This window comes from Dokdonella sp. GW821-FHT11D02 (assembly GCF_058808595.1).
Genome location: NZ_CM179520.1, coordinates 4,610,355 through 4,634,758, shown reverse-complemented (window position 1 = coordinate 4,634,758; position 24,404 = coordinate 4,610,355). Strand labels below are relative to the sequence as shown.

The window sequence follows — 24,404 nt, the reverse complement described above, 5'->3', positions numbered from 1 at the left end:
GCCCCGGCACGAGAGGTCGCATTGCAGCACGACGGGTACCCAGGCACATGAACCGACGCGACGGCGATTCCTCCACCACGCAACGGCGCACCCTGCTTCCGGCGCCGGGCAAGGGCCCGCGCGACTTTGCCTCGCTGGTGGTCTTGCAAGGCCAAAGGCTCGGCCAGCGCATCGACGTCGCCGACCAGCCGCTGACGATCGGGCGCGCGCCCGAATGCGAGTTCCAGATCGTCGAGCGCAGCGTCTCGCGCCAGCACGCGCGCATCTGGCGCGAGCCATCCGGTTATCGCATCAAGGATCTGGAATCGACCAACAAGACCTTGCTCAACGATCAGCCGATCATCGAGGCCGAGCTGAAGGACGGCGACCACATCACCATCGGCAGCTGCGTGCTGAAGTTCATGGACCGCTCCTCGGTCGAAGCGCGCTATCACGAGGAGATCTATCAGCTCGCGACCTTGGACCCGTTGACCGGTTTGTACAACCGCCGCCATTTCCTCGAACTGCTCGAGCGCGAGCTCGCGCGCAGCGTCAGCCATGCGCGGCCGCTGGCGCTGTTGATCGTCGATCTCGATCATTTCAAGTCGATCAACGATCGCCACGGCCATCCGGCCGGCGACGTCGTGCTGCGTCAGGTATCGGCCGCGTTGGATGCGAATGCGCGCGATGATTTCATCCTCGCGCGCATCGGCGGCGAAGAGTTCGCCGCGGTGCTGCCCGAACACGAATCCATCACCGCGATCGAGTTCGCCGAACGCCTATGCCGCGCGGTGGCCGAACTCGAACTCGATCCGCAGGCCGGCACGCGCCGCGTCACCGTCAGCATCGGCGTGGCCAACTGGCAGGCCGGCATGAGTCTGGTCGGCGACCTCATGCGCGCGGCCGACGCGCAGCTCTATCGCGCCAAACAGAGCGGACGCAATCGCGTCTGCGCGCAAGGCGCGCCCTGAGGCTTCGTCAGGCCCATTCGGTCAGACCTTCGATCTCGTACAGGCGACGCCAACTCGGCCGCGACTTCACCCGTTCTGCCAAGGCGGCGATCGCCGGCCACACGGTGGCGGGCTTGGGCATGTTGCGCGACCAGCGCATCAACATCGTCGCGTAGAGATCGGCAATGCTGAAGCGCTCGCCGAGCAGGTACGGACCGTGCGCGGCGAGGTGCGCGTCGAGTCGCTGCCAGACCGCTTCGATGCGCCGGCGCGCGAACGCCTTGGAATCCTGCTCCTGCTCGGCGCGCGCGAAGTCCTGCGGATAGAACCATTGGCGGAATGCCGGCTGCAGGGTGTTGGCGAAGTGCGCCATCCATTGCAGATAGGTCGCGCGCTCGGGCGCGCCCGGCGCCGGCGCGAGCGCAGTCTCCGGATGCCGCTCGGCCAGGAGCAGCAGCAAGGCCAGGCATTCGTAGTACGGCGCGCCGTCGACGACCAGGGTCGGTACGGTGCCGTTCGGATTGAGGCGCAGATAGTCGGCCTGCTTCTGCTCGCCGGCGTCGATGTCGAGTTTGCGCAGCTCGTGCGGCGCGTCGATTTCGAGCAGCGCCTGATGCACCGCCATGCTGGCCGTGCCGGGGGAGTAATAGAGGATGTACATGCGTGGACTCGATGGAAAGGAAAGGGAGAGCGCAGAAAGTCGTCAGTCGGTTTCCGCGCTCGCGGCCGCTGCCGGCGGAACGGACAGCGCCCGCTGCACGGCGCGGTAGTCCGACGGCGTCTTGCCGGTGATCTTGCGGAAGGTCGCATTGAACGTCGAGCGCGAGTTGAAGCCGACCTCCGTGCAGATCCGCAACACCGACTCGTCGCTTTCGCGCAAGCGTTCGCAGGCTTCCGCGATGCGCCAGTGATTGACGTACTCGTAGAAGTTTCGGCCGAGGCGGGCATTGAGCGTTTGCGAAAGATAGCTTTCCGCCACTCCCGCCGCTTCGCCCAGATCGCGCAGCGTCAGGTCCGGTTCGCGGTACAGCCGCCGCTCGCGCATCGACGCGTCGAGCTTGTCGGCGATGCGCGCCATATCGGCGTCCGACAGCGCGGAGCGCGCGTACTTGGGTTCGCCCGCCGGCGGTAAGGCGGCTTCTTGCTGCGTCGGGGCCGCGTGCGTGTCGCCGTAGATCGACGCCTGCCGCAGCGCGAGCAGGCCGAGGCTGAAGATCCAGCCGAGTTCGAGCGCGTTGTAGACCTCGTCCGCCGGCTGGTAGCGCGGGAAGAACAAGCCGGCGAGCGTACCTGCCGAATCGAACAACCAGGCGCCGACCAGCGCCAGCAGGGTCCAGCGCAGCCAGGACAAGTTGCGGTCGTGCACGGCGGAGAAGAAGTCCTCGATGCGTTTGAGGTGTCCGCGCAGCAGGCGCAGGCTGGCGATCACGTAAGCGCCGAAAACGAATGGAAACACGAGCAGGTCGGCGATCAGCGCGATCGCGCCCCAGCGCATCGCACCGACCGCGCGCACGTGCTGCCCCGACACCAGCGCGTTGCGGTCCGCTTCGGCCAGCAGATAGAACGGCAGCATCGCCAGCAGCGCGATCGCCGGCACGAGCAGATGCAGCCCATCGCGCCGCGAGCGCGCTGCCGGCCGCGGCCGCGTCAGCGCGCGCACGTAGAGGAAGAAGGCCGGGCCGAGCAGGAACGCCAGCGGCAGGCGCAGCCCGGTCAACAGACCGTCGGCGTGCGGCAGCACCAGGATCGTCATCTCGGCCGCGGTCGCCAGCGCATTGACGAGAAAGAACGCGGCCAGTGCCGCGTCGGCGTCCTTGCGTTCGTGATCGCGCAGCAGCAGCCAGGCCGCAAGGAAGGCCTGCACCGCCGTCGATGCGGCAAGCAGGCCGAAGTTCAGCGCATCGGCGGCGCTCATGCTTGCGTGGAAAGGAGAGGCACGGCGGCGATCTTCCCGGCGTACGGCTGCAGCCGCACAGTGTACGGACGCAACGGAACGGACGACAGCAGCGTAGGCCGCACCGATCGTAGACGGGATCGAAGGTCACTGGAGCTCGTTCATGTCGCGTCGGTTCTTGCTGCTGCTGCTGCCGTTGCTGGGATCGTGTTTCGCCGGTTGCGGCCGGAGCGTCTGTCCGACGCCGTCGGCGGACGGCTTCACCGCGCTGCTCGAACACGGCAGTCCGGCTGCGCGGCTGCGCGGCGTCTGGCGCTCGCGCGGCTACGGCTACGTGCTGAACGTCGGTCCGCAGTTGGTCGAGGTCTACGACGAGGCCGCAGCGAGGTGCTGGCGCGACCCCGCCGCTTCCGCCGCCCTCGCCGGCGAGATGTCCGGCTTTCGCCTCGAGGAAGGCGGTAACACGGTCGCGTTCGTGAACGCGGCCGACGGCACCGAGATTCGTGCCGATCGTCTCGAACATTTGCCGCCGGCTTGCCAGGAAGACACGATGGCGGATGCGGTCACCGTCTTCGATGCCCTGTCGGCAACGATGGAACAGCACTATGCGTTGTGCCAGCAGCGCGGCGTCGATTGGCGGCCGCGCAGCGAGCGCCTGCGGCCGCTCGCACTCGCGGCAGCAGACGAAAACGGCTTGTTCGATGTTCTGCAGGAAGCGCTTGCCGGCATCGTCGATCCGCATCTGAGCCTGCACGCCGAGATCGGTGGCCGTGTGCGCCGGCGCAGTTTCGGCAAGACGGCGACGCTGGCCGCCCTGCGCCCCGGCTTCGAGGCGCAGCAGCGCGTGTCGACGACGACGGCCTACTACCACGCCTGGACTGACGCGGACTTCGCACGCATCCAAGCCGAGCTGCTCGGCGGCAAGGGGCGCTGGGAGCTGCAAGGCAACCTGCTCTGGGGCAAGACCGCGCAAGGGGTCGGCTATCTGGCGCTGCGTTCGATGCAGGACTTCGGTCGCGAGGGCGATCGTGCCGACGATGCGGTCGTGCTCGCCGCCGCGCTCGATCGCGCGATCGCCGACCTGCACGAAGCGCCCGCCTTGATCCTCGATCTCGCCGTCAATCCGGGCGGATCGGACGGCGCCGCCCGTCTCGTCGCGAGCCGGTTCACCGAGCAGCGGTGGCCCGCCTACGCCAAGCAGGCGCGCGGCGCGGCGACGCAGCGTTTCGATCTCATTCCAGCCGACGCGCCGCGCTACTCCGGGCCGGTCTACCTGCTCACCAGCGATCTCACCGTCAGCGCGGCCGAAGTCCTGGTGCTGTCGATGCGCTCGTTGCCGCAGGTGAAGCAGGTCGGTGCGACGACGCGCGGCGCCTTCTCCAACGTGTTGGAAAAAACGCTGCCCAACGGCTGGCGGCTCGGCTTGTCCAACGAAACCTATTTCGATTCGAACGGGCAGTGCTACGAAGGCAAAGGACTCGAACCCGAGATCGCGTTGACGGTGTTCCGGCCGCAGCGAATCGACGAAGGTCACCTCGAGGCCTTGAACGATCTGCTCGCCGAGATCCGCCGCCGCCAGCCGTGAAGCGAGCGCGACAGTCGATACAATGACGGGATGAACGACCGCCTGCGTGAATTCTACGACTCGCTCGACACGCACGCGCTGTTCGGCGCCGTGTTCGCCTGGGGCGGACGCCTGCTGATCGCGCTGTTGATCCTGCTGTTCGGCTGGTGGCTGGCGCGGCGGCTGTCGGCCGGCGTGCAGCGCGTGCTCGCGCGCGGCGGCGCCGATCCCTTACTCGGCAGTTTTCTGCGCAATCTCGTCTTCGTGCTGCTGCTCGCCCTGGTCATCGTCGGCGCGCTCGATCGCGCCGGCGTGCCGACCGCTTCTCTGCTCGCCGCGCTCGGTGCCGCCGGCCTCGCGATCGGTCTTGCCTTGCAGGGCTCGCTGTCCAATCTGGCTGCGGGCGTGCTGCTGATGGCGTTTCGCCCGTTCCGCGTCGGCGACTCGATCGAAGTCGCCGGCGTCGCCGGCGTGGTGCAGAACGTGAGCTTGATGCAGACCTTTCTTTTGACCGCGGACAACCGCGAAGTGATCCTGCCGAACGCGAAGGTCGCCGGCGACGTCATCGTCAACGTCAGCGTGCGCGGCACGCGCCGGGTCGATCTGGCGATCGGCCTCGCGCACGACGCCGACGTCGGCCGCGCGCTCGAATCCTTGCGTGCGCTGGCCGCCGCCGATGCGCGCGTGATGACGCAGCCGGCGACCGAAGTCGCCGTGGTGCAACTGACCGAATCGGCGGTGCAGCTGGCGCTGCGCGTGTGGGTCAAGTCGTCCGACTACGGCGGCGTGCAGTCCGATCTCTTGCGCGCGATCAAGCAGCGCTTCGACGCCGACGGCCTTGCGTTGGCGCGACCCTCGCGCGACATCGTGTTGCGCGAGGTGATCGCGGCCGAGCCGCGCTGACGTCGTAGGGCGTCAATCGAAGCCGTCGGCGAATACGCGATCGCGCACTTCGTCGGCGCCGAAGGCCGGATCGCTGGTGCTCGGCGCGCCGTTCTCGATGTGGCCGCCCAGACGGCGGCGCCAGCCGGCGTCGTGGTCGGATTCGAGATCGAGGTCGTACCAGTTCGCGTGCGCGGCGATCGGCCAGTTGACCTCGACCGTCTGGCCGGCGGCGACGGAGACCGTCTGCGGGGTCGGATCGGCGTAGTGGTTCGCGCGCAAGGTCAGCACGCAGTCGGCGCTGCCGTGGTTGGTCAGATGCAGCACCAGCGCACCGCCGGCCTCGTCGTAGCTGGTGGTCAGCTGCGGATTGGCGCGGTTGTCGGTGCCGGCGTCGCGCACGTCGCCGAAGAATTCGCGCAAGAACCCGTTCGGGCCGAACACCGACAGCGCGTACAGATTGCGCGTGACCGCGGCGGCGCTCCAATAATCCGAGACGTTGGTCGCGGCGGCCGTCGTGTAGGTCCACGGACCGTCCGAACGATTGCCGGCGTAGACGTGGAAGGCGGCGCCGGCGCTGCCGGTATTGGTGAAGTCGAGCCAGTAGCGGCCGTCGCCGTCGCCGATGTGGCCGCTGACGTCGAACGTATACGGCAGCGCGCGCGCCGGGCGCACGCCCGCTTCCTGCGTCGGCATGCTCTGCTCGGCCGGCGGCGAGGGGCTGAAGCTCGGGTGGTAGTTCTGGTCCGGCGGCTCGTAGCCCGCGGTCGGCGGCAGCGTCGGTAGATCGGCATTCGGACTGGTGAAGTTGAAGGCCGAAGTGAGGTCGCCGCAGACCGCGCGCCGCCACGGCGTGATGTTGGTCTCGGTGAGGTTGGGGTAGTCGGGACCGAAACGCGTCTCGATGAAGCGGATCAGCGAGGTGTGGTCGAAGGTTTCCGAGCAGACCCAGCCGCCGCGCGTCCACGGCGACACCACGATCATCGGCACGCGATTGCCGAGGCCGTAGGGGTTGGCGCCGTAGGTGGCGTTGCCGGCGAAGAACTCGTCGCGCGTATCGACCGTCGACAGGCCGATCGAACTCGACCACGGCGCGAACGGCGGCGGCACGTGGTCGAAGAAGCCGTCGTTCTCGTCGTAGGTGATGAACAGCGCGGTCTTGCTCCACAGCTCCGGATTGGAGGTGAGGATGTCGAGCACCTGCGCGACGTACCAGGCGCCGTAGTTGGCCGGCCAGTTGGAGTGCTCGGAGAAGGCTTCCGGCGCGACGATCCAGGACACCTGCGGCAGCGTGCCGGCGGCGACGTCGGCGCGCAGGATGTCGAAGTAGTCGTCACCGTTGACCACGTCGGTGCCGGTGCGCGCCTTGTCGTACAGCGCACTGCCCGGTGCCGCGTTGCGGTACTGGTTGAAGTACAAGAGCGAGTTGTCGCCGTAGTTGCCGATGAAGGCGCTGTCGCTGGTCCAGCCCCAGGAGCCGGCCGCGTCGAGGCCGTGGCCGATGTCCTGATAGATCTTCCACGACACGCCGGCCGCTTCCAGGCGCTCGGGATAGGTGCTCCAGCCGTAGCCGAGTTCGGAGTTGTCGATCACCGGACCGCCGTTGGCGCCGTCGTTGCCGACCCAGCCGGTCCACATGTGATAGCGGTTCGGATCGGTCGCGCCGAGCAGGGAGCAGTGGTAGGCGTCGCAGACGGTGAACGCGTCGGCCAGCGCGTAGTGGAACGGAATGTCCTCGCGCGTGAAGTAGGCCATCGTGGTGGTGCCCTTGTGCGCGATCCATTCGTCGTAGACGCCGCGATTCCAGGCGCCGTGCGAATCGGGCCAGTTGTGCGGCGTGCCTTCCATGTACTGCAGGCCGAGATCGCCGGCGACCGGACGGAACGGCAGCACGTGGCCGAAGCCGTTGGGCTGCTGCCATACCGGATTGCCGCCGGGCAGGCTGATGGTGCGCGGATCGCCGAAGCCGCGCACGCCGCGCAGGCTGCCGAAATAGTGGTCGAACGAGCGGTTCTCCTGCATCAGAACCACGATGTGCTCGATGTCGCGAATGGTGCCGGTGAGGTTGTTGGCCGGCAAAGCGAGCGCTTTGCGGATCACGCCCGGCAGCATGCTGACGGCAGCGGCGCTGCCGACCGAGGCTGCGGCCAGACGCAGGAAATCGCGACGACTCTGGGACTGCATGGTGCGCTCCGTACGATCCGTAGGGGGCCGGATCGAGCGCGCGCAGATTGGTCAGATGCGATGACGCTGCGGCGAACCGCGCGTGACGGTTCGTGTGCAGCTCGGTAACAGTTCGATGACGAGGCTGTTCTCCCTCTCCCGCTGCGGGAGAGGTGACGGAATTGTTTTCTGGAGCCGGGAGAAGCGAGGCTACTTGCGCGCGAACTCGTTCTTGACCACCGCGCCGCCTTTCATGACGAAGCCGACACGTTCGAGCACAGCCACGTCGGCGAGCGGATCGCCCGTGACCGCAACCAAGTCGGCGTAGTAGCCCGGCTTGATCGCGCCGAGGCGATCGGCGCGGCCGAGCAGGTCGGCCGCATTCGTCGTCGCCGCCTGGATCGCCTGCATCGGGGTCATGCCCCACTCGACCATCTTGGCGAACTGCTTGCCGTTCCAGCCGTGCGGATAGACGCCGGCGTCGGTGCCGAAGGCGAGCTTCTCGCCGGCTTTCACCGCGCGGCGGAAGCTCTCGCGCTGCAGGCGGCCGACTTTCTTCTCCTTCTCGACCATCGTGGCCGGAAAACCGAGGCGCGCGTATTCGGCCAGGATGTAGTCGTCGTTGTAGACGTCGAACACCAGCCAGGTGCCGTGCTGCTTGGCCAGCTTGAGGCCTTCCTCGTCGATCAGGCTGCAATGCTCGACCGAGTCGACCCCGGCCTTGATCGCCATCTTGATCGCGTCGGCGCCGTGCGCGTGCGCGGCGACCTTGCGACCCCAGCGGTGCGCTTCGTCGACGATCGCATTCATTTCCTCTTGCGAGTACTGCGGCGCGCCGACCGATTCTTCCGCGCTGAGCACGCCGGCGCCGGCCATGAACTTGATCACGTCGGCACCGCGCTTGACGTTCTCGCGTACCCGCGCGCGCGCCGCGTCGACGCCGTCGGCGATGCCGCTGGGGCCGTGAAACTCGATGTTCGGCGCGAAGCCGGTGGTGTCGTCGACGTGGCCGCCGGTGGCGCCGATGGCCAGGCTCGCGGCGAGGATGCGCGGACCTTCGATGCGGCCGGCGTCGATCGCGTTGCGCAGAGCGACGTCGATGTAGGCGCCCGAACCGAGGTTGCGCACGGTGGTGAAGCCGGCGTCGAGCGTGCGCTTGGCGAATAGGTGCGCGGTCACCGCATCGTCGATCGCGCCGCGCTTGAGCAGGTCCTCGTAATAGTTGCCCGACGACAGCGTCGGATCGCCGCCCAGATGCACGTGGGCGTCGATCAGGCCGGGCAGGAGGGTCGCCGCGCCGAGATCGATCGGCGTGTAACCGTCGGGTACCGCACCGCCGCTGCGCACTTCCTGGATGCGTTCGCCTTCGATCAAGATCAGCGGATGCTCGATCACCTTGCCCTGTTCGGGTGCGAGCAGACGCGCCGCGGTCAATGCGATGCGCGGCGGCGGCGCCGCCGGCGTGGCGGCGACGGCCGGCATCGCGAGCGCGGCAGCCAGCAGCAGGAACAGGGTCTTGGTTCGGGCGGTCATCGCTGTCCTCTCGATCATTGCAGGGTCACGCGCTTGCGATTGTCGTCGGAAACGCGGTCGATCAGCTTGTTGTAGGGATCGATGCCCGCTTCGTAGGGCAGCTCGTCGACGGTCACGGTCAGCGTGCTGTCGCCGTCGGCGATGCGGCGTTTCTCCAGCAGCAGCACTTTCTGGTGCGCTTCCTTGCCGTCCGGCGCCTCGGCGAACACGCCCACCTCGATCGGCTGATCCGATACGGCCGCGGTTTCCTTGCCGACGCCGTCGCTGTAGACCTTGCCGGCGTGCACGGACAAGGTCAGGTCGTACTTGCCGTCGGCGCGCTTTTTCGCCACCGCTTCGACGATGCGGTTGTCGTGCACGGTGATGCGATCGAACAAGTCGTCGATCAGCAGCGCCGCAGACGGCCCGGCCGCTTCGCGCAGTTCGCCGAGGAATTCGCGCGTGGTGGTGTAGGGCGGTTGTTGGAAGGCTTTCTCGCGGGCGTAGCGCGCGAGCACGCGATCGACCAAATCCTCGCCCAAATAGTCCTTCAACGCGTACATGACCACCGAACCCTTGCGGTAGTGGATGTACGGCTGGTTCTCGACCAAGCCGAGTGGCGCTTCCTCGACCACGTCGCCGCCGCGGCTGCTGAGGTAGCGGTCCAGTTCGTACTTGAGGAATTTGCGCATCTGCGGCGCGCCGTATTCTTTCTCCTGCACCATCAGAGCCGAGTACTGCGCGAAGGTTTCGTCCAGCATCGTCACGCCCTGCACGTAGGCGCCGATGACTTGGTGCGCCCACCACTGATGCGCCACTTCGTGCGCGGTCACGTAGAACACGTAGTCGATGTCGTCGGGATCGCGCAGGTCGGCGATGAAGCCGATCGATTCGGAAAACGGCACCGTGTTGGCGAAGCTCTGCGCGAAGGTCTCGTAGCCGGGAAATTCCAGGATACGCATCTGGCGGAACTGGAACGGCGTGTAGGCCTTGCTGAAATGATCGAGCGATTTCTTCGTCGCATCGACCATGCGCTCGACGTTGTAGGCGTGCTTGGGGTCGTAGTAGACCTCGACCGCGACGTCGTTCCAGCGATCGCGCCGCACTTCGTAGCGCGCCGATTGGAACGAGAAGAAGCCCAGGATCGGCTGATCCATCTTGTAGTGGAAGTAGCGGCGCGGTCCGTGTTCGGGCGTGTCCGCGGTCCATTCCTTTTCGAGATAGCCGGGCGCCAGCGCGATCTGGTCCGGCACGGTCGATACGGTGGTTTCGAAGTTGACCCAGTCGGCGTCGCGGCCGAGCAGGTTGAAGCGGCGCGCCGCTTCGTCGTCGATCTTGGGCAGGCGCGGCAATTGCGGCAGGCCGTATTTGCGGCGGTCGTTGCGGTCCTCGAGCTGGCCGCCCTCGTCGTAACCGAAATGCGGCAGCGAGCTGCTGTCGAGGAAGGTGCCGTTGTCGACCACGCGGGTGTCGTCGGGTGTGTTGCGGAAACCCTCGCTGCGGTATTGCAAGGTGAAGCCGAACTCCATCGTCGCGCCGGGCGCCAGAGGCTGCTTCAGCCGATAGATCGTATAGCCCTGCGTGCGGTCGTCGCTGACCACCTCGTGCGGCGCGAAATCGACCGCCGCGAGCGTGATCTGCGTCGGCACGCGCACATGCAGATCGGTGATCGGCTGGCCGGTCTTGTTCGCCAGCACGTAGTGACCGCGCACGTCGACGCGGCGCTCGTGCGGATAGATGTCGACGTCGGCGCGCACGTCGGTGATCTTCGGCTGCGCCAGATCGAGATACTGGCGATAGGTTTTCTCGTAGTCGGCGCGCCGCTGCTTGGCCAGATCGCCGGGCACGTAGCGGTTGAGCACGTTGGTGTTGTAGTAGATCCAGCCGCCGAGCACGACGAAGCCGACTAGCGACACCGCGAGCAGCGCCGTCGCCGGCTTCGTCAGGCGTTGGCGCGCGATGCGCGTGCGCTCCTTCCATCCCTGCGCCGTGCCGCGCGCCCAGTACAGCGCGGCGATCACCAGCAAGGCGATCGCGAGGCAGGTCCAGTAGGCGCGGAACCACAGGTGCCCGGCGAGGAAATGGCCGTAGCCGTTCATGTCCGAATACAGCGCGGCCGGCGCGGTGCCGTAGTTGTACAGATGGTGGTCGTAGTGCAGCTGGCCGAGCGCGATGCGCATGACGAAATACACCACCACCAGCAGATAGCCGACGAACTTGTTGTTCGACACCGCCTGCAGGAACAGCGCGAGCGCGCCGAACAAGAGGAAGCCGAGCGTGTTCAGCGCGATGTAGGACAGGTACAAGCCCGGCTCGATCGGGGTGCCACCGCGCCAGAGCTGGTAGACCACGCATTCGATCGCGCCGGCGAGCAGGAACGCGACGATCACGGCCGCCAGCGCGGTCAGCTTGGACAGCAACGGAATCCAGTCCGGCAGCGGGAACGCGTCGGTGACGTCGCTGATGCGATGGCCGCGCTCGCGCCAGACCAGTTCGCCGGCGTAGAACGCGATGATGATGATCAAAAGAAAGTTGTAGCTGCCGTCCATCGCGCGCGTCATCAGATGCGTGACCGGATAGACGTGGGTGCCGAACAGTTCGTTGGAGAACGCCAGCGAGGCGCCGAGGTTGGCCAGGCCGAACGCCAGCATGACCAGGAAGGCGACGCCGCCGAGCACGCTGCGCGTATCGAACCAAGCCAGCTGGCGCCATTGCGTGAAGCGCGCGGCGGCGTCGGTGCGCGCCTGCGCGATCGGCCGTGCGTGCACGCCGGCCGGCGCCACGGCTACTGCGGGCGCCTCCGCGCGTTTGCGCCGCCGCCCCGCGCGCGTGCCGGCGCGATCGGTGCGGAACCAGACGAAGGCGGCGCCGAGCAAGGCGGCCGCAATCGCGGTCCAGATCGCACGATTCGCCAGCAGCACGCCGGCCAGTTCCGGCAGGCGCGTATTGCGTTCCTGCGCCGACCAATAGCGCGTGGCGAGATCGACCGCGCCGAGGCCGAACGGATCGATCAGCGCACCGATCGTGCGGTGTTCGAGATTGCCGAGCGCGATCATCGCGATCTGCCACAGCACGAAGAACGCGATCACGCCGATGTAGGTCGCCAGCATCGAGCGCGTCAGCGTGGCGAGCAGGAACAGGAAGGCCGACAGGAAGAACAAGCCCGGCAGCACGAACACGGCGAACGCGTAGAGATACGTCGACAACTGCGTCGGCCCGAGCCGTTCCGGATCGACCCACGGCATCCACGCGCCCAGGCACAAGCCGAGCGCCACCACCGCCAGCACGCCGGTCGCGGCCAGATAACCGGCGAGGAAACGGCCGCCCAGATAGGCCGAGCGCGGCATCGGTGTGGCGAAGAACAGCTCCGCCGTGCCGGCCTCGAAGTCGCGCAGCGCGGCGCCGGCGACGAACAGCGGAATCAGGAACAGGCCGAACAAGGTGAAGTAGGTCAGCCACTGCGTCACCACCAGCGGTGCGTTGCGATGCACGTTGCCGATGCCGCCGCCGATCTGGACCGAGTCCGAGCCGGCCGCGGCGAACGCGATCGCGCCGAGCGCGAAGGCGACCATCCAGAACAGCGGGCTCTTCAGCTGCTGGCGCAGCTCGAAACGAAGAATTTCGAGGAACATGGGGTTACCCCGCGCGCGCAGCGTGACGGCGCAACTCGCCGAAGTAGACGTCTTCGAGATCGGGCGCGACTTCTTCGAAGCCCGCTTCGGGCCGCGCGTCGGCCAGCACGTGCACGATGGTGCGGCCGCCGACCAGCCGCGTGGACAGCACCACCTGGCGTTGGCGGTATTCCTCCAGCGCGCCCTTGGCGACTTCCCGCCGCCAGACGCGCCCGCTCAGCGCGGCGATGGTGTCGCCCGGGCGGCCGGACAGCAGCACCTGCCCTTGCGCGATGATCGCCATGCGCGGACACAGATCGGTCACGTCTTCGACGATGTGGGTGGAGAGGATCACCACCACTTTCTCGCCGATCTCGGCGAGCAGGTTGAGGAAGCGGTTGCGTTCTTCGGGGTCGAGGCCGGCGGTCGGTTCGTCGACGATGATCAGCTTCGGATCGCCGAGCAAGGCCTGCGCGATGCCGAAGCGCTGGCGCATGCCGCCGGAGAAGGTGCCGAGCTTCTGCTTGCGCACTTCCCACAAGTTGACTTGGCGCAGCAGCGATTCGACCACCGCCTTGCGTTCGCCGCGCACGACCAGTCCTTTCAACACCGCGAAGTGGTCGAGCATGGTTTCCGCCGCGACGCGCGGATAGACACCGAATTCCTGCGGCAGATAGCCGAGCAGGCGCCGCGCTGCGGGTTTGTCGGCCAGAAGATCGTGGCCGTCGAGCGCGATCGTGCCGCTGTCGGGATCCTGCAGGGTCGCGATGGTGCGCATCAGCGACGACTTGCCGGCGCCGTTGGGTCCGAGCAATCCGAACATGCCGGTGGGGATGTCGAGCGAAACCTGCTTGAGCGCCTGCACGCCGTTGGCATAGGTTTTGGACAAGTCGCGGATCGCGAGCACGGGCGTTACCTCGAGGAAGCGGGCGGTCGGATGTGTCACGCACGCTACCATCGACGCCCGTATGGACCGCATCCGCCGCAAGTCACGCCGCGATGTGCGTTCGCGGATCGAATCCGCGCGCGTTGCGTTATCCTCGTAGGTCTTCGAGGCGGCGCGGGGCGTCGCTCCAATCAGCACGAGGACGTTCATGAGCACGACCAACGAAGCCCGGGTGCCCGACATCGGCAACTACACGAACGTTCCGGTCATCGAAGTGCTGGTCAAGGCCGGCGACACGGTCAGCAAGGATCAAGGCCTGGTCACGCTCGAGTCGGACAAGGCGACGATGGAAGTGCCGGCGCCGTTCGACGGCGTGGTCAAGGAGGTCAAGGTCAAGGTCGGCGACGAGGTGTCGGAAGGCGCGGTGGTCGCGCTGATCGAAGCCGCCGCGGCTTCCTCTCCGGCTGCGGCGCCGCCAGCGCCAGCGCCTGCGGCCGAGGCGAAGCCAGCCAGGCCGAAAGAATCCTCGCCGTCGCCCGCTCCGGCAAGCGCCGGAGACGCGGCCGCAGCTCCGAAGCCAGCGCCTGCCGCAGCGCCGGCGCCGGCGATCGCCGACGCTTCTTCGGGCCTCGACCCCGAGGCCGCCGGTCCGCGCACGCCGCCGGTGCCGTTCGACGCCAGCACCGTACTGCCGGACAAGGTGCCCTACGCCAGCCCGGCCGTGCGCGTGTTCGCGCGCGAGCTCGGTGTGAACTTGGCCGAGGTCAAGGGCAGCGAACGCAAGGGCCGCATCACGCGCGAAGACGTGCAGAACTACGTCAAGGCCGCGCTGGCCGGCGGCGGTGCGCCGCGCGCGGCGGCTGCGGCACCGCTCGGCGGCGGGCTGAACCTGTTGCCGTGGCCGAACGTGGACTTCGCCAAGTTCGGCGCGGTCGAAGCCAAGCCGCTGTCGAAGATCAAGAAGATTTCCGGCGCCAACCTCGCGCGCAACTGGGTCATGATTCCGCACGTGACGCAGCACGACGATGCCGACGTCACCGAGCTGGAAGCGCTGCGCGTGCAGCTCAACAAGGAGAACGAGAAGGCCGGCATCAAGCTGACCATGCTTGCCTTCCTGATCAAGGCGGTGGTCGCCGCGCTGAAGAAGTATCCGGACTTCAACGCCTCGCTCGACGCCGCCGGCGAGAACCTGATCCTGAAGAAATACTTCCACGTCGGCTTCGCCGCCGACACGCCCAACGGTCTGGTCGTGCCGGTGCTGCGCGATGCGGACAAGAAGGGCGTGATCGAGATCGCGCAGGAAACCGGCGAGCTGGCGAAGAAGGCGCGCGACGGCAAGCTCAGCCCGGCCGACATGTCCGGCGGCTGCTTCTCGATCTCCAGTCTCGGCGGCATCGGCGGCACCGCGTTCACGCCGATCGTCAACGCGCCGGAAGTCGCGATCCTCGGCGTGTCGAAGTCCGCCACCAAGCCGGTATGGGACGGCAAGGCGTTCCAGCCGCGTCTGATCCTGCCGCTCAGCCTGAGCTACGACCATCGCGTCATCGACGGCGCCTCGGCCGCGCGCTTCACCGCGTTCCTCGGCCAGGTGCTGGCCGATATGCGACGCGTATTGTTGTGATCATGCGCGTGCTCGGCCTGCTCGGCGGCATGAGTTGGGAATCGACGGTTCCCTACTACCGTCAGATCAACGAGCGCGTGCGCGAACGGCGCGGCGGACTGCATTCGGCCGAGCTGGTGCTCTACAGCGTCGATTTCGCCGCGATCGAAGCCTTGCAGCATCGCGGCGATTGGGAAGCCGCTGGTCGCCTGCTCGCAGAAGCGTCGCTGGCATTGCAGCGTGCCGGTGCGCAGGCGCTGGTGATCTGCACGAACACGATGCATCGCGTGCTGCCGCAGATCGAGCCGGAACTGCAAATTCCCGTGCTACACATCGCCGACGCCACTGCCGAGCGCATTGGCGCCGCGGGAATCACCAAAGTCGGCCTGCTCGGTACGCGCTTCACGATGGAGCAGGATTTCTATCGCGGACGCCTCGCGCAGCACGGGCTCGACGTGCGGGTGCCCGGCGCCGACCAGCGCGACCTCGTACATCGCGTGATTTACGAGGAGCTGTGCCAGGGCCGCTGCCTGCCGGAATCGCGCGCAGCCTACCGCGCCGTGATCGCCGACCTGGTCGCCGGCGGCGCCGAGGCGGTGATCCTCGGTTGCACCGAGATCGGTCTGCTCGTCGATGCAAGTGACAGCGCCGTTCCATTGTTCGACACCACCACCATCCATGCAGAACACGCAGCCGATTGGGCGCTCGCGGCCTGAGGCCGGGCGTTCCTTCCTCGCGCACCATCCATTTCAAGGAGTCTCCCGTGGCCACGGTTGAAGTCAAAGTTCCCGACATCGGCAACTACACCGACGTGCCGGTCATCGAAATTCTGGTCAAGGTCGGCGACACCGTCGCCAAGGATCAGGGCCTGGTCACGCTGGAGTCGGACAAGGCGACGATGGAGGTGCCCTCGAGCGCCGCCGGCATGGTCAAGGAATTGCGCGTCAAGCTCAACGACTCGGTGTCGGAAGGCGCGGTAGTGGCGGTGATCGAGGCGGCCGATGCCGCAGCCGCGCCGCCGGCCGCGCCGGCGGCCGAGGCAAAGCCGGCAGCGGCTGCGCAAAAAGAACCCTCACCCCAGCCCGCTCCCGCAGGTGGGAAAGCGGGCGAGGCGGCGCCGAAAGCCTCCGCCGAATCGGGCCGCAAGGCCGACATCGAATGCCAGGTGGCCGTGCTCGGCTCCGGTCCCGGTGGCTACACCGCCGCGTTCCGCGCTGCCGATCTCGGCCAGAACACCGTGCTGATCGAGCGCTACGCGCCGCTCGGCGGCGTCTGCCTCAACGTCGGCTGCATTCCATCGAAGGCGCTCCTGCACGCCGCGCGCGTGATCGACGAAGCCTCGCACGCGGCCGACATCGGCATCGCGTTCGAGCCGCCGAAGATCGATCTCGACAAGCTGCGCAAGTACAAAGACAAAGTCGTCGCGCAGATGAATACCGGCCTCGCCGGCATGTCCAAGCAGCGCAAGGTCACCGTCGTGCAGGGCGTCGGCAAGTTCGTGTCGCCGCACGAGATCGAAGTGCAGACCGCGGACGGTGCCAAGCTCGTGCGCTTCGAGAAAGCGATCATCGCGGCCGGTTCGCAAGCGGTGAAGCTGCCCGGCTTCCCGTGGGACGATGCGCGCATGATGGATTCGACCGATGCGCTCCTGCTCGGCGACATCCCCAAGAAACTGCTGGTGGTCGGCGGTGGCATCATCGGTCTCGAGATGGCCTGCGTGTACGACGCGCTCGGCAGCGCGGTCACCGTGGTCGAATTGATGGACCAGCTGATGCCGGGCGCCGACGCCGATCTGGTGCGTCCGCTGCAGCAGCGCTTGTCCAAGCGCTACGCCGGTATTCACTTGAAGGTGAAGGTGGCGAAGATCGAAGCCGAGAAGAATGGCCTCAAGGCGACGTTCGAAGGCGAGAAGGCGCCCGAGCCGCAGCTCTACGACCGCGTGCTGGTCGCGATCGGCCGCACGCCCAACGGCGGCAAGATCGACGCCGACAAGGCCGGCGTGAACGTGACCGAGCGCGGCTTCATCGCGGTCGACAAGCAGATGCGCACCAACGTGCCGCACATCTTCGCGATCGGCGATCTGGTCGGCCAGCCGATGCTGGCGCACAAGGCGACTCACGAAGGCAAGGTCGCGGCCGAAGTCGCGGCCGGGCAGAAGAGCGAATTCGTCGCGCGCGTGATTCCGTCGGTGGCCTACACCGATCCCGAGATCGCCTGGGTCGGCTTGACCGAAACCGAAGCGAAGAAGCAGGGCGTCAAGTACGGCGTCGGCAAGTTCCCGCACGCCGCTTCCGGCCGCGCGGTCGGCATCGGCCGCACCGAGGGCTTCACCAAGCTGCTGTTCGACGAGGCCACGCACCGCATCATCGGAGCAGGCATCGTCGCGCCGAATGCCGGCGATCTGATCGCCGAAGCCGGGCTCGCGATCGAGATGGGCGCCGAAGCGGCCGACATCGGGCTCACCATCCATCCGCATCCGACTCTGAGCGAGTCGGTCGGCATGGCCGCTGAAGTGTACGAGGGTACAATTACCGATCTGTACATACCGAAGAAGAGATGAGGCCGGTCATGCACGAGCGGGGATGCGGACGGAAGCACGCCGGAACGGTTCGAATCGTCCGCTCCGCGGTCGCCGCTTTGTTCGCAGCGACAACGGTCGTGGCGCTGGCGGCCGAAGGCGACGCGGACCGGCTCCTGCGCGCCAAGCGCTACGACGAGGTGCGCAAGCTCGCCGAGCAGCGCCTCGCTGCCGATGCCAAGGACGAACAGGCGTATTGGCTGCTGTCGCGAGCCGGTTTGGAAACCGCCAAGGGCGCCGCCGAGCTGGAACGGCTCGCCGAGGCACTCATGCCCTGCCTGGAGCGCATTCCGCAATCGGCGTTGTGCCATCTCGCGCTGGGCGAGACCTACGGCGCGATCGCCGCGTCCGGCGGCATGCTCAAGGGCATGAAGTACGTCGGGCGCGCGCGCGATGAACTCGAAAAGGCGGTCGAGCTCGATCCGCGAAATTTCACCGCGCGCTACGACCTCAACCAGTTCTATCTGATGGCGCCCGGTATCGTCGGTGGCAGCGCCGATAAGGCGGAGCGCAATACGACGTCGTTCGAGGCTTTGCGACCGGACGCCGGACCGCTGCTGCGCAGCAGTATCCAGATGCAGAACGACGAACTCGATCGTGTCAGCGCGGTGCTGCTGGCGCCGGACGCGTTCACGGCCGCCGATCTCGCCGACGGCTATCGCGAGGCGCTGACCGGGCTCGGCTTCCGGCAGCTGCAGGCGAAGCAGCCGGCGAAGGCGCTGGAGACGTTCCGGCGCGGCCGCGAACGGTTCCCCGACGACGCCAGCATCTGTCTCGGCTACGGCCGCAGTGAGCTGGAGACCGGACAGGTCGATGCGGCGATCGAGGCGCTGCGCCGCGCCGTCGAACTCGATCCGCAGCGCGGCGCGCAATACCGTCTCGGCGTCGCCTTGCAGACCAAGGGCGACGCTGCGGCGGCGACCGCCGCCTTGCGCGAGTACCTCGCACTGCCGTCGAGCGACCGCAGCGACGAGACGGCGAAGGATGCCAAGCGGCGGCTTGAGCAGTTGCAGTCTCCGCGCCAGTGAAGCGCTCGCTCCACGAACCCAGGTGACGTCGAGATCAGTCGAGGCGTGGGTTGCAGGCGCGTACATACCGAGGCGGAGCCGAAATGAAACAGATCTTCGTCGCGATTTTGTTCTCCCTCCTGGCCGACGGTGTGTTGGCATGTACTTGCGTCAGCAGGCCGTTCGAAGAGGATCTCGACCAAGCTGGCGTGGTGATGTTGGTGCGAGTGATGCAAACCCGGTCCGATGACGAAAGTCTGAGACGACCTTACGAACTTGAGGCCGGGCCGGTACGCGCGACGTTTGAACTCGTCGAGGCATTCAAAGGAGACGCAGCAGCGATCAAGGAGCTGTCCAGCGGCTATGGCGGCGCCGATTGCGGCATTCCCTTGATGCCTGGACTCCACTACTTGGTCGTGACGAGCCCACGAGGAACCGTGGCACCCGTTTCTACGTGTTCGGCAACGACGAGGTTCGGTGCATTCGATCCGCGCCGGGACAGTGAAACGCCCGCACGGCGCACGTTGGACGCAGTAAGAAGCTATCTACGGGATCACAAGCCCGTCGATCCGTGTACTGGTTGGCCCGATCTCTTGTTTGAGAAACAGCAACGAGGTGAGTGCGGAAAGCCGCTTCCTCATCCTTCGAAAGCCGAATCGGACTAGCGGGCACAAGCGTCGCGGGACTTCTGGTCTCAGTGCGCCGCGTTTGCCGTCAGTCGGGTGTTCGAGCTTCGATGGATGTCACTGCAAGCGCTCAACCCGCCTCGCGAATCACCACCGACGTCGCATCGATCTGCAACTCGCGCGCCGCCGGCGCCGCGGCGCCGTCTTTCTTCAGATGCGCGACTTCTTCGGCCGTGAGCTTCTTCTCGCTCACGGTGCCGTAGACGATCGCTTCGCCGCGCGCGTCCTTGGGCACGCTGAAACGGTGGTCGTGCATGAACACGCGTGCGAAGTCGCCGTTGTCGGCGCTGAGCACCAGCCAGCAGCCTTGCTTCTGGCAGACCTGGGTGATGCGGCCGCTGTAGGCGCCGCTCTTGCCGATGGCGGCGTCGGGTTTCGCCACCACTTCGTCGAGACGGATCGCGCTCGGTGCGGCCTGTGCAATCGGTGCGCCGTAGACCGCGCCGTCGGCGGTCTTCTGCACCGCTGCGGCCGCGGCCGGCGCTTGATGATGGTCGCGACCTTGTTCGATGGCAGCGGGCTCGTGCGCCCAAGCCGGGGCAGCGAGCAGCAGGGACAGCGCGAGTGCGATACGCATGGCGAGGCTCCGGTCGGGCGATGCGCGATTATTCACCGAATGCGAGCGCGGCGTCGCCGGTGCTCGCGATCCGCTACGGCCGTTTACTTGCCGTGTTTTGCCAGCAAGGCTTCGAGGCGGGGTTGATTGAAGCCGTTGACCTTCTCCTCGCCGACCAGGATCAGCGGCGTGCCGGCGCCGCCGAGCGTCTTCCATTCGCGCTGCGCCTGCGCCGATCTCTCGATGTCGCGCTCGTCCCAGCTGAGGCCGCGTGCCTTCAGATACTGGCGCGCCTTGGCGCAATAGCCGCAAGTCTGGGTGGTGTACATGACGATCGCCGGCGCCGCGGCGGTCGGTTTCGGCGCCGCCACTACCGGCGCGGATGAAACGGCGGCGAGCCCCACCACTATCAACGCCAGCATCGCGCTACGCAGCCTGCGTGCGGCCATATCGCTCTCCCTCGTCCGAGCCGCCCGTCGCGGCTTGAGGTGAGAGCATGCGGATCGTCGATAGTTCCACTCGTGCCCAGCCCTGCTCAAGGCTGCGGCTCGAATCCGTCGGCGAACACGGTATCGGTTCCGGCCGGCGCATAGATTTCGCCGTAAGTGACCAAGTCCGCGTTCTCGCTGCGCAGGTCGACGCCGGCGGCGATCAACACGCGGCCGTCGGCGAGCAGGGCAGTGCGCGCGCCGTCGCGTTCGGTCGCCGGACCCGGCTCGATCGGGCTGAACGCGTCGCCGACGGGGTCGTACAGCTCGGCCGTGCCGGCCGCGACGCCCCAGTTGTTGCTGCCGAGCGCGAACACTTTGCCGTCCGTCAGCGTGAGCAGGTTGAAGTCCACTCGCGGCAGCGCCATCGTCGCGCCCGACAGCGTGAACGTGCCGGTGAGCGGATCGAACCACTCGCTCGTCGTCAGCCGATCGCCCGGCCCATAGCCGCCCCCGATCAGCACGCGGCCGTCGTTCAAGCGCGCCGCCGCATGCCGCTCGCGCGGCGTCGACATCACCGCCGTGAGCTGCGAAAAGCTGCCGCTGACCGGGTCGTACAGCTCGGCGCTGTCGAGCAGGCCGGCGGCCGAGCTGGTGCCGCCGGCGATCAGCACGCGGCCGTCGGCGAGCAGGGTCGCGGTGTGCACGATGCGGCCGGAATGCGGCGCGCCGGTCGCGCTGAAACTGTTGTCGACCGGATCGAACAGCTGCGCGCGCGCGACCGTGCCCTGACCCTGGATCCAGCCGCTGACGATGAGCGCGCGGCCGTCGGCCAGGGTCGTCGCCGTGGTGCGTTCGCCGCCGACTTCGATCGCGCTGGCGACCGCACTGAAGCGGCCCGTCAGCGGATCGTAAATCTCGCCATTCGCCTGCGTGAGGCTGATGCCGTTGTCGTCGGCGCCGGAACTGCCGCCGACGATCAGCACGCGGCCGTCGTGCAACAGGGTTGCGGCGTGATCCCAGCGCGGCACCGTCATCGCGCCGGTGGCGACGAACTGGCCGCTGGCCGGATCGAACAGCTCGGCGCTGGCCGAGGCGGCCTGCAGCAGCGTGCGTACGCTGCCACCGGTAATGAGGACGCGGCCGTCGAGCAGAGTGGTCGCGGTCGGGCTGGTGCGCGGCGCGATCATCGTGCCGGTCACGCTGAATTCGGCGGCCGCGCCGAGCGGCGCGAGCGCGAGCAGCCCGCAAAAGAAGAGCCGCGGCGCGGCCGAGGCGAACGACGAAACGGGCTTGGGCATAACGCCTCCGGACAGGGGATGACCGCGATTGTGCGGCAGCGCCGCCGCCGCAGCGTTCCGTTTCGCCTATGAGCGAATGCGATTTCGATGTCGGTGTCGTTATCGCCCGACATCGCTCGCTCGGCCATAGCCGGCGATCGACCGTTCTCGATCGCTACGCGATGCGCTCGCTACTGCGTTGCGGCTACGCGAGGCGGGTCGCGTCCGAGTTGCGGAAGCGACGCACGCGGGCGCTTTGCGCGCCCGCGCAAACCCTCACTCTCGACTACGGCGCCGCGTCGAAACCGTTCGCGAAAATGCGATCGCCGCTGGGCCGGCATTGCCCCGGCACCTGCGCGTGGGTCAGCGCGATGTCGTCGACGAACCAGCCTTCGCCGTTGCTGCCCGGGTCGGAGCGATACAGCCAGCGCAGGCGGATTTCTTCGCCGGCGTAGGCGGACAAATCGACCTGCTGCTGCGACCAGTCGAGGCGGCCGAGCCCGCTGAACGCACCGCTGCCTTCGGCCACGCCGCACAGCGTGCCGCCGTGCGTGATGGTGCCGGGGTAGCCGCCTTGCGGGGTCAGCCGGGTCCAGTTCGCACCGGCGTCGATCGAGGCTTCGAGCACGCCGCCGTCGTAACCCGCTTCGACGTCCCAGGCGCTCCAGAACGACAGCGTCGAGGTTTGGCCTGCGGTCAGCCGCAGCGGCGGCGTGACCAGGGTCACGCAGAGATTGTTCTCGCTGGTTGACCAGAAACTCTGGGTGCCGCCGTGCACGCGCGCGGTGGACGGATGCCAGCCGGCGTGCAGGATGTGATCGCCGCTGCGCGACAGGCCGGGGCTGGTGGATTCGGCTTCGAACTGCGGATCGCCCGGTTCGGCGCCGGACGCGAAGGTGCCATCGACGTCGGTACCGGTCGCGGTTGCGCCCAGACGCACCAGATTGCCGTCGGCGGCGCTGTTGCTGTCGTCGGTCGAGCGCACCAGGTAGTACTGCGGCACGCCGGACGGCGCACCGGTGTCGAGATAGTCGAGCGCGAGTACGCCTTGTGCGATGCGGTTGGATGCCGCCGGCGTGAAATCGGCCGTATTGCCGCGATGCACGGCATAGCTCGCCGGGCCGCCGCAGGCCGGCTGCGCGCTCTTCCATGTCAGCGCGATGCGGCAATCCGCAGTGGCGCCGTTGCTCGCCGCGGTAATCCCGGCGAACAGCGGCGGTGCGGTGCAGGCGCCGCTGGTCTGCGCCTCGACGCAGGCGGACGCATTGGAGACGCATTGGCCGCTGTCGTCGGCGGCGAGTACGCGATAGCCGTAGGTCACGCTGCCGGAGGCGGCGGTGTCGGAATAGGTTGCTGCGGCGAGCGCGTCGGCGATCGTCTGGAAGCTGCCGTTGCAGCCGCCCTGCGCGCGCTCGACGCGATAGTGCGCGCCGCTCGCCGCCGAGTTCCAAGCGAGATCGATGCGGCCGTCGCCGTTCGGCGTCGCGACCAAACCGCTGGGCGCGGCCGGCGGCGTGCACAGATGCGGCTGCAGCACGAAGAAGCCTTCTTCGATGCCGGTCGCGATGACGTTGCCGCTGGCCGGAAAGCGGTAGTTGTTCCAGGTGCCATTGAAGGCGGCGCTGTTGCTGGTGGGGTAGGTGTCGAAGTAGGCGACTTCGCTCAGCTGCGCATTGGAGAGATTGTCGATGCGCAGGATGCGCACGCCGGCTTCGTAGTTGGACTGGTAGACGTACTGGCCGTGCACGTACAGGTTGTGGTCGATCACGCTGAGGCCACTGTCGTGGTGTCCGACCAGTACCGGTGCGTCGAGGTCGGACACGTCCCAGACGTAGGTCCAGGCGGTGTGCCCGGCATGCCCCGACGCCGGCTGCGTCTCGTCGAGCTCGTCGTCGACCAGCAGATAACGATGGTCGTCGCTCAGCCAGCCCTGATGCGGGTAGGAGGCGCCGTCGTAGGTGGTCGAGGACAGCGTGACCGGCGCGCTCTTGTCGGTCACGTCGACGATCGCGATGCGCCGGCTCGGGCCGTTCGAGTTGAAGCAGATCTCACGGCCGGCGTGCGCCGTGTCGGGGCCGGCATAGATCCAGCATTGCGATTCGTGCGTGTAGCCGCCGTTGGGCACGCAGCCGGCGTAGGTCGGCGTCGCCGGCACGCTCAAGTCGAGGATCTGCAGGCCGCCTTTGGTCGGATCGTTGCCGCAATGGATGTCGGCACCGGCGATCATCGCGAAGCCGGTCTGCTCGTTGATCGAGATCGTGTGGCTGCTGCCGAACGCGTCGTAGTGGCCGTCTTCGCTGAAGGTCTGCGGCGCGACCACGCCGCGCAGACGGGTCAGGTCGAACACCTGCAAGCCGTGGCCGGGATTGGCGTCGCTGATGACGTAGGCGTGGTCGGCGTATACGCGCACGTCGCGCCAGAGCGAACTGCCGGTACCGGCGTGGGTGGGCAGCTTGCCGAGATAGCGCGGATGGTCGGGGGTGGAAAGATCGAAGAACGCGGTGCCGTTGTCGGCGCCGATCAGCGCGTATTCGATGCCGCTTTGCGCGTCGGTCCAGCCCCACAGGCTGTTGGTGCTGTCGGCGTCGAACTGGCTCAGCGGTTCGAACGCGAGCAGGTCGATGTTCGAGCACGGGTAGATGCCGGCCATGCCGTCGACGCAAGGCGTCGCGTGCATCGGCGCCAACGGTACGCTCGAGGGAGAAGAAGGCGCCGCTGCGGCCAGGCCGGCGACGAACGGCAACAGCACGGCGAGCGTGCATACGCGAGGCAACGACATTCGCGATCTCCCCATCGCAAGCCGGACCTGTGCCGGCGCGCTAGTGTAG

Annotated in this window: 18 protein-coding genes; 8 read left to right on the top strand and 10 right to left on the bottom strand. The window is 67.3% G+C overall.

The window, feature by feature from the left end:
- Nucleotides 1-47 precede the first annotated feature (47 nt).
- Nucleotides 48-950 carry a diguanylate cyclase gene (locus AC3QL3_RS19620; protein ID WP_492895802.1) on the top strand — a complete coding sequence of 301 codons (903 nt, stop codon included), beginning with the start codon at nucleotides 48-50 and terminating at the stop codon, nucleotides 948-950.
- 7 nt (nucleotides 951-957) lie between these two features.
- Here the strand turns inward: AC3QL3_RS19620 and AC3QL3_RS19615 are convergent, their stop codons facing one another.
- A complete protein-coding gene (locus AC3QL3_RS19615; RefSeq protein WP_492895801.1) occupies nucleotides 958-1,590 on the bottom strand; it encodes a glutathione S-transferase family protein in 633 nt (210 codons plus the stop codon).
- A 42-nt stretch (nucleotides 1,591-1,632) separates the two neighbouring features.
- Nucleotides 1,633-2,844: a helix-turn-helix domain-containing protein gene (locus AC3QL3_RS19610; RefSeq protein WP_492895800.1), complete on the bottom strand. Its 1,212-nt coding sequence runs from the start codon at nucleotides 2,842-2,844 to the stop codon at nucleotides 1,633-1,635.
- 142 nt (nucleotides 2,845-2,986) lie between these two features.
- On the opposite strand from AC3QL3_RS19610, the gene AC3QL3_RS19605 reads away from it, so the two are divergent.
- Both AC3QL3_RS19605 and AC3QL3_RS19600 read left to right on the top strand, forming a co-directional pair.
- Nucleotides 2,987-4,408 carry a S41 family peptidase gene (locus AC3QL3_RS19605; RefSeq protein ID WP_492895799.1) on the top strand — a complete coding sequence of 474 codons (1,422 nt, stop codon included), beginning with the start codon at nucleotides 2,987-2,989 and terminating at the stop codon, nucleotides 4,406-4,408.
- A 30-nt stretch (nucleotides 4,409-4,438) separates the two neighbouring features.
- Nucleotides 4,439-5,290, top strand: coding sequence for a mechanosensitive ion channel family protein (locus tag AC3QL3_RS19600; RefSeq protein WP_492895798.1), 852 nt, complete (start codon nucleotides 4,439-4,441; stop codon nucleotides 5,288-5,290).
- A gap of 12 nt (nucleotides 5,291-5,302) precedes the next feature.
- Here the strand turns inward: AC3QL3_RS19600 and AC3QL3_RS19595 are convergent, their stop codons facing one another.
- From AC3QL3_RS19595 to AC3QL3_RS19580, 4 genes are all read right to left on the bottom strand, one after another.
- Nucleotides 5,303-7,453, bottom strand: coding sequence for a phosphocholine-specific phospholipase C (locus AC3QL3_RS19595; protein WP_492895797.1), 2,151 nt, complete (start codon nucleotides 7,451-7,453; stop codon nucleotides 5,303-5,305).
- A 189-nt stretch (nucleotides 7,454-7,642) separates the two neighbouring features.
- A complete protein-coding gene (locus AC3QL3_RS19590; protein WP_492895796.1) occupies nucleotides 7,643-8,965 on the bottom strand; it encodes a Xaa-Pro dipeptidase in 1,323 nt (440 codons plus the stop codon).
- A gap of 14 nt (nucleotides 8,966-8,979) precedes the next feature.
- The gene (locus AC3QL3_RS19585; RefSeq protein ID WP_492895795.1) at nucleotides 8,980-12,576 is read right to left on the bottom strand and encodes an ABC transporter permease/M1 family aminopeptidase; all 3,597 of its coding nucleotides are present in this window, start codon (nucleotides 12,574-12,576) and stop codon (nucleotides 8,980-8,982) included.
- Nucleotides 12,577-12,580: 4 nt separating this feature from the next.
- Nucleotides 12,581-13,462 (bottom strand): ABC transporter ATP-binding protein, encoded by an 882-nt coding sequence (locus tag AC3QL3_RS19580; protein WP_492895794.1) that lies wholly within the window; start codon nucleotides 13,460-13,462, stop codon nucleotides 12,581-12,583.
- Between the two features lie 187 nt (nucleotides 13,463-13,649).
- Here AC3QL3_RS19580 and AC3QL3_RS19575 point away from each other — a divergent pair, with 187 nt between their 5' ends.
- The 5 genes from AC3QL3_RS19575 (at nucleotide 13,650) to AC3QL3_RS19555 (ending at nucleotide 19,291) form a co-directional block, all read left to right on the top strand.
- Nucleotides 13,650-15,062 (top strand): dihydrolipoyllysine-residue acetyltransferase, encoded by a 1,413-nt coding sequence (locus AC3QL3_RS19575; RefSeq protein ID WP_492895793.1) that lies wholly within the window; start codon nucleotides 13,650-13,652, stop codon nucleotides 15,060-15,062.
- Between the two features lie 2 nt (nucleotides 15,063-15,064).
- Nucleotides 15,065-15,757, top strand: coding sequence for an aspartate/glutamate racemase family protein (locus tag AC3QL3_RS19570; RefSeq protein WP_492895792.1), 693 nt, complete (start codon nucleotides 15,065-15,067; stop codon nucleotides 15,755-15,757).
- A gap of 47 nt (nucleotides 15,758-15,804) precedes the next feature.
- Entirely contained in the window at nucleotides 15,805-17,601 is a 1,797-nt protein-coding gene (gene lpdA / locus AC3QL3_RS19565) for a dihydrolipoyl dehydrogenase (RefSeq protein ID WP_492895791.1), read from the top strand.
- Nucleotides 17,602-17,678: 77 nt separating this feature from the next.
- On the top strand, nucleotides 17,679-18,647 hold the full coding sequence (locus AC3QL3_RS19560; protein ID WP_492895790.1) for a tetratricopeptide repeat protein: 969 nt from the start codon (nucleotides 17,679-17,681) through the stop codon (nucleotides 18,645-18,647).
- Nucleotides 18,648-18,730: 83 nt separating this feature from the next.
- The gene (locus AC3QL3_RS19555; protein WP_492895789.1) at nucleotides 18,731-19,291 is read left to right on the top strand and encodes a hypothetical protein; all 561 of its coding nucleotides are present in this window, start codon (nucleotides 18,731-18,733) and stop codon (nucleotides 19,289-19,291) included.
- 91 nt (nucleotides 19,292-19,382) lie between these two features.
- Here the strand turns inward: AC3QL3_RS19555 and AC3QL3_RS19550 are convergent, their stop codons facing one another.
- The 4 genes from AC3QL3_RS19550 to AC3QL3_RS19535 form a co-directional block, all read right to left on the bottom strand.
- Nucleotides 19,383-19,889 (bottom strand): DUF4920 domain-containing protein, encoded by a 507-nt coding sequence (locus tag AC3QL3_RS19550; protein ID WP_492895788.1) that lies wholly within the window; start codon nucleotides 19,887-19,889, stop codon nucleotides 19,383-19,385.
- A gap of 83 nt (nucleotides 19,890-19,972) precedes the next feature.
- Nucleotides 19,973-20,317, bottom strand: a complete 345-nt coding sequence (locus tag AC3QL3_RS19545; protein ID WP_492895787.1) for a glutaredoxin family protein — start codon at nucleotides 20,315-20,317, stop codon at nucleotides 19,973-19,975.
- An 86-nt stretch (nucleotides 20,318-20,403) separates the two neighbouring features.
- Nucleotides 20,404-21,597, bottom strand: a complete 1,194-nt coding sequence (locus tag AC3QL3_RS19540; protein WP_492895786.1) for a Kelch repeat-containing protein — start codon at nucleotides 21,595-21,597, stop codon at nucleotides 20,404-20,406.
- Nucleotides 21,598-21,862: 265 nt separating this feature from the next.
- Nucleotides 21,863-24,355 carry a choice-of-anchor B family protein gene (locus tag AC3QL3_RS19535; RefSeq protein WP_492895785.1) on the bottom strand — a complete coding sequence of 831 codons (2,493 nt, stop codon included), beginning with the start codon at nucleotides 24,353-24,355 and terminating at the stop codon, nucleotides 21,863-21,865.
- Between the last annotated feature and the right edge of the window lie 49 nt (nucleotides 24,356-24,404).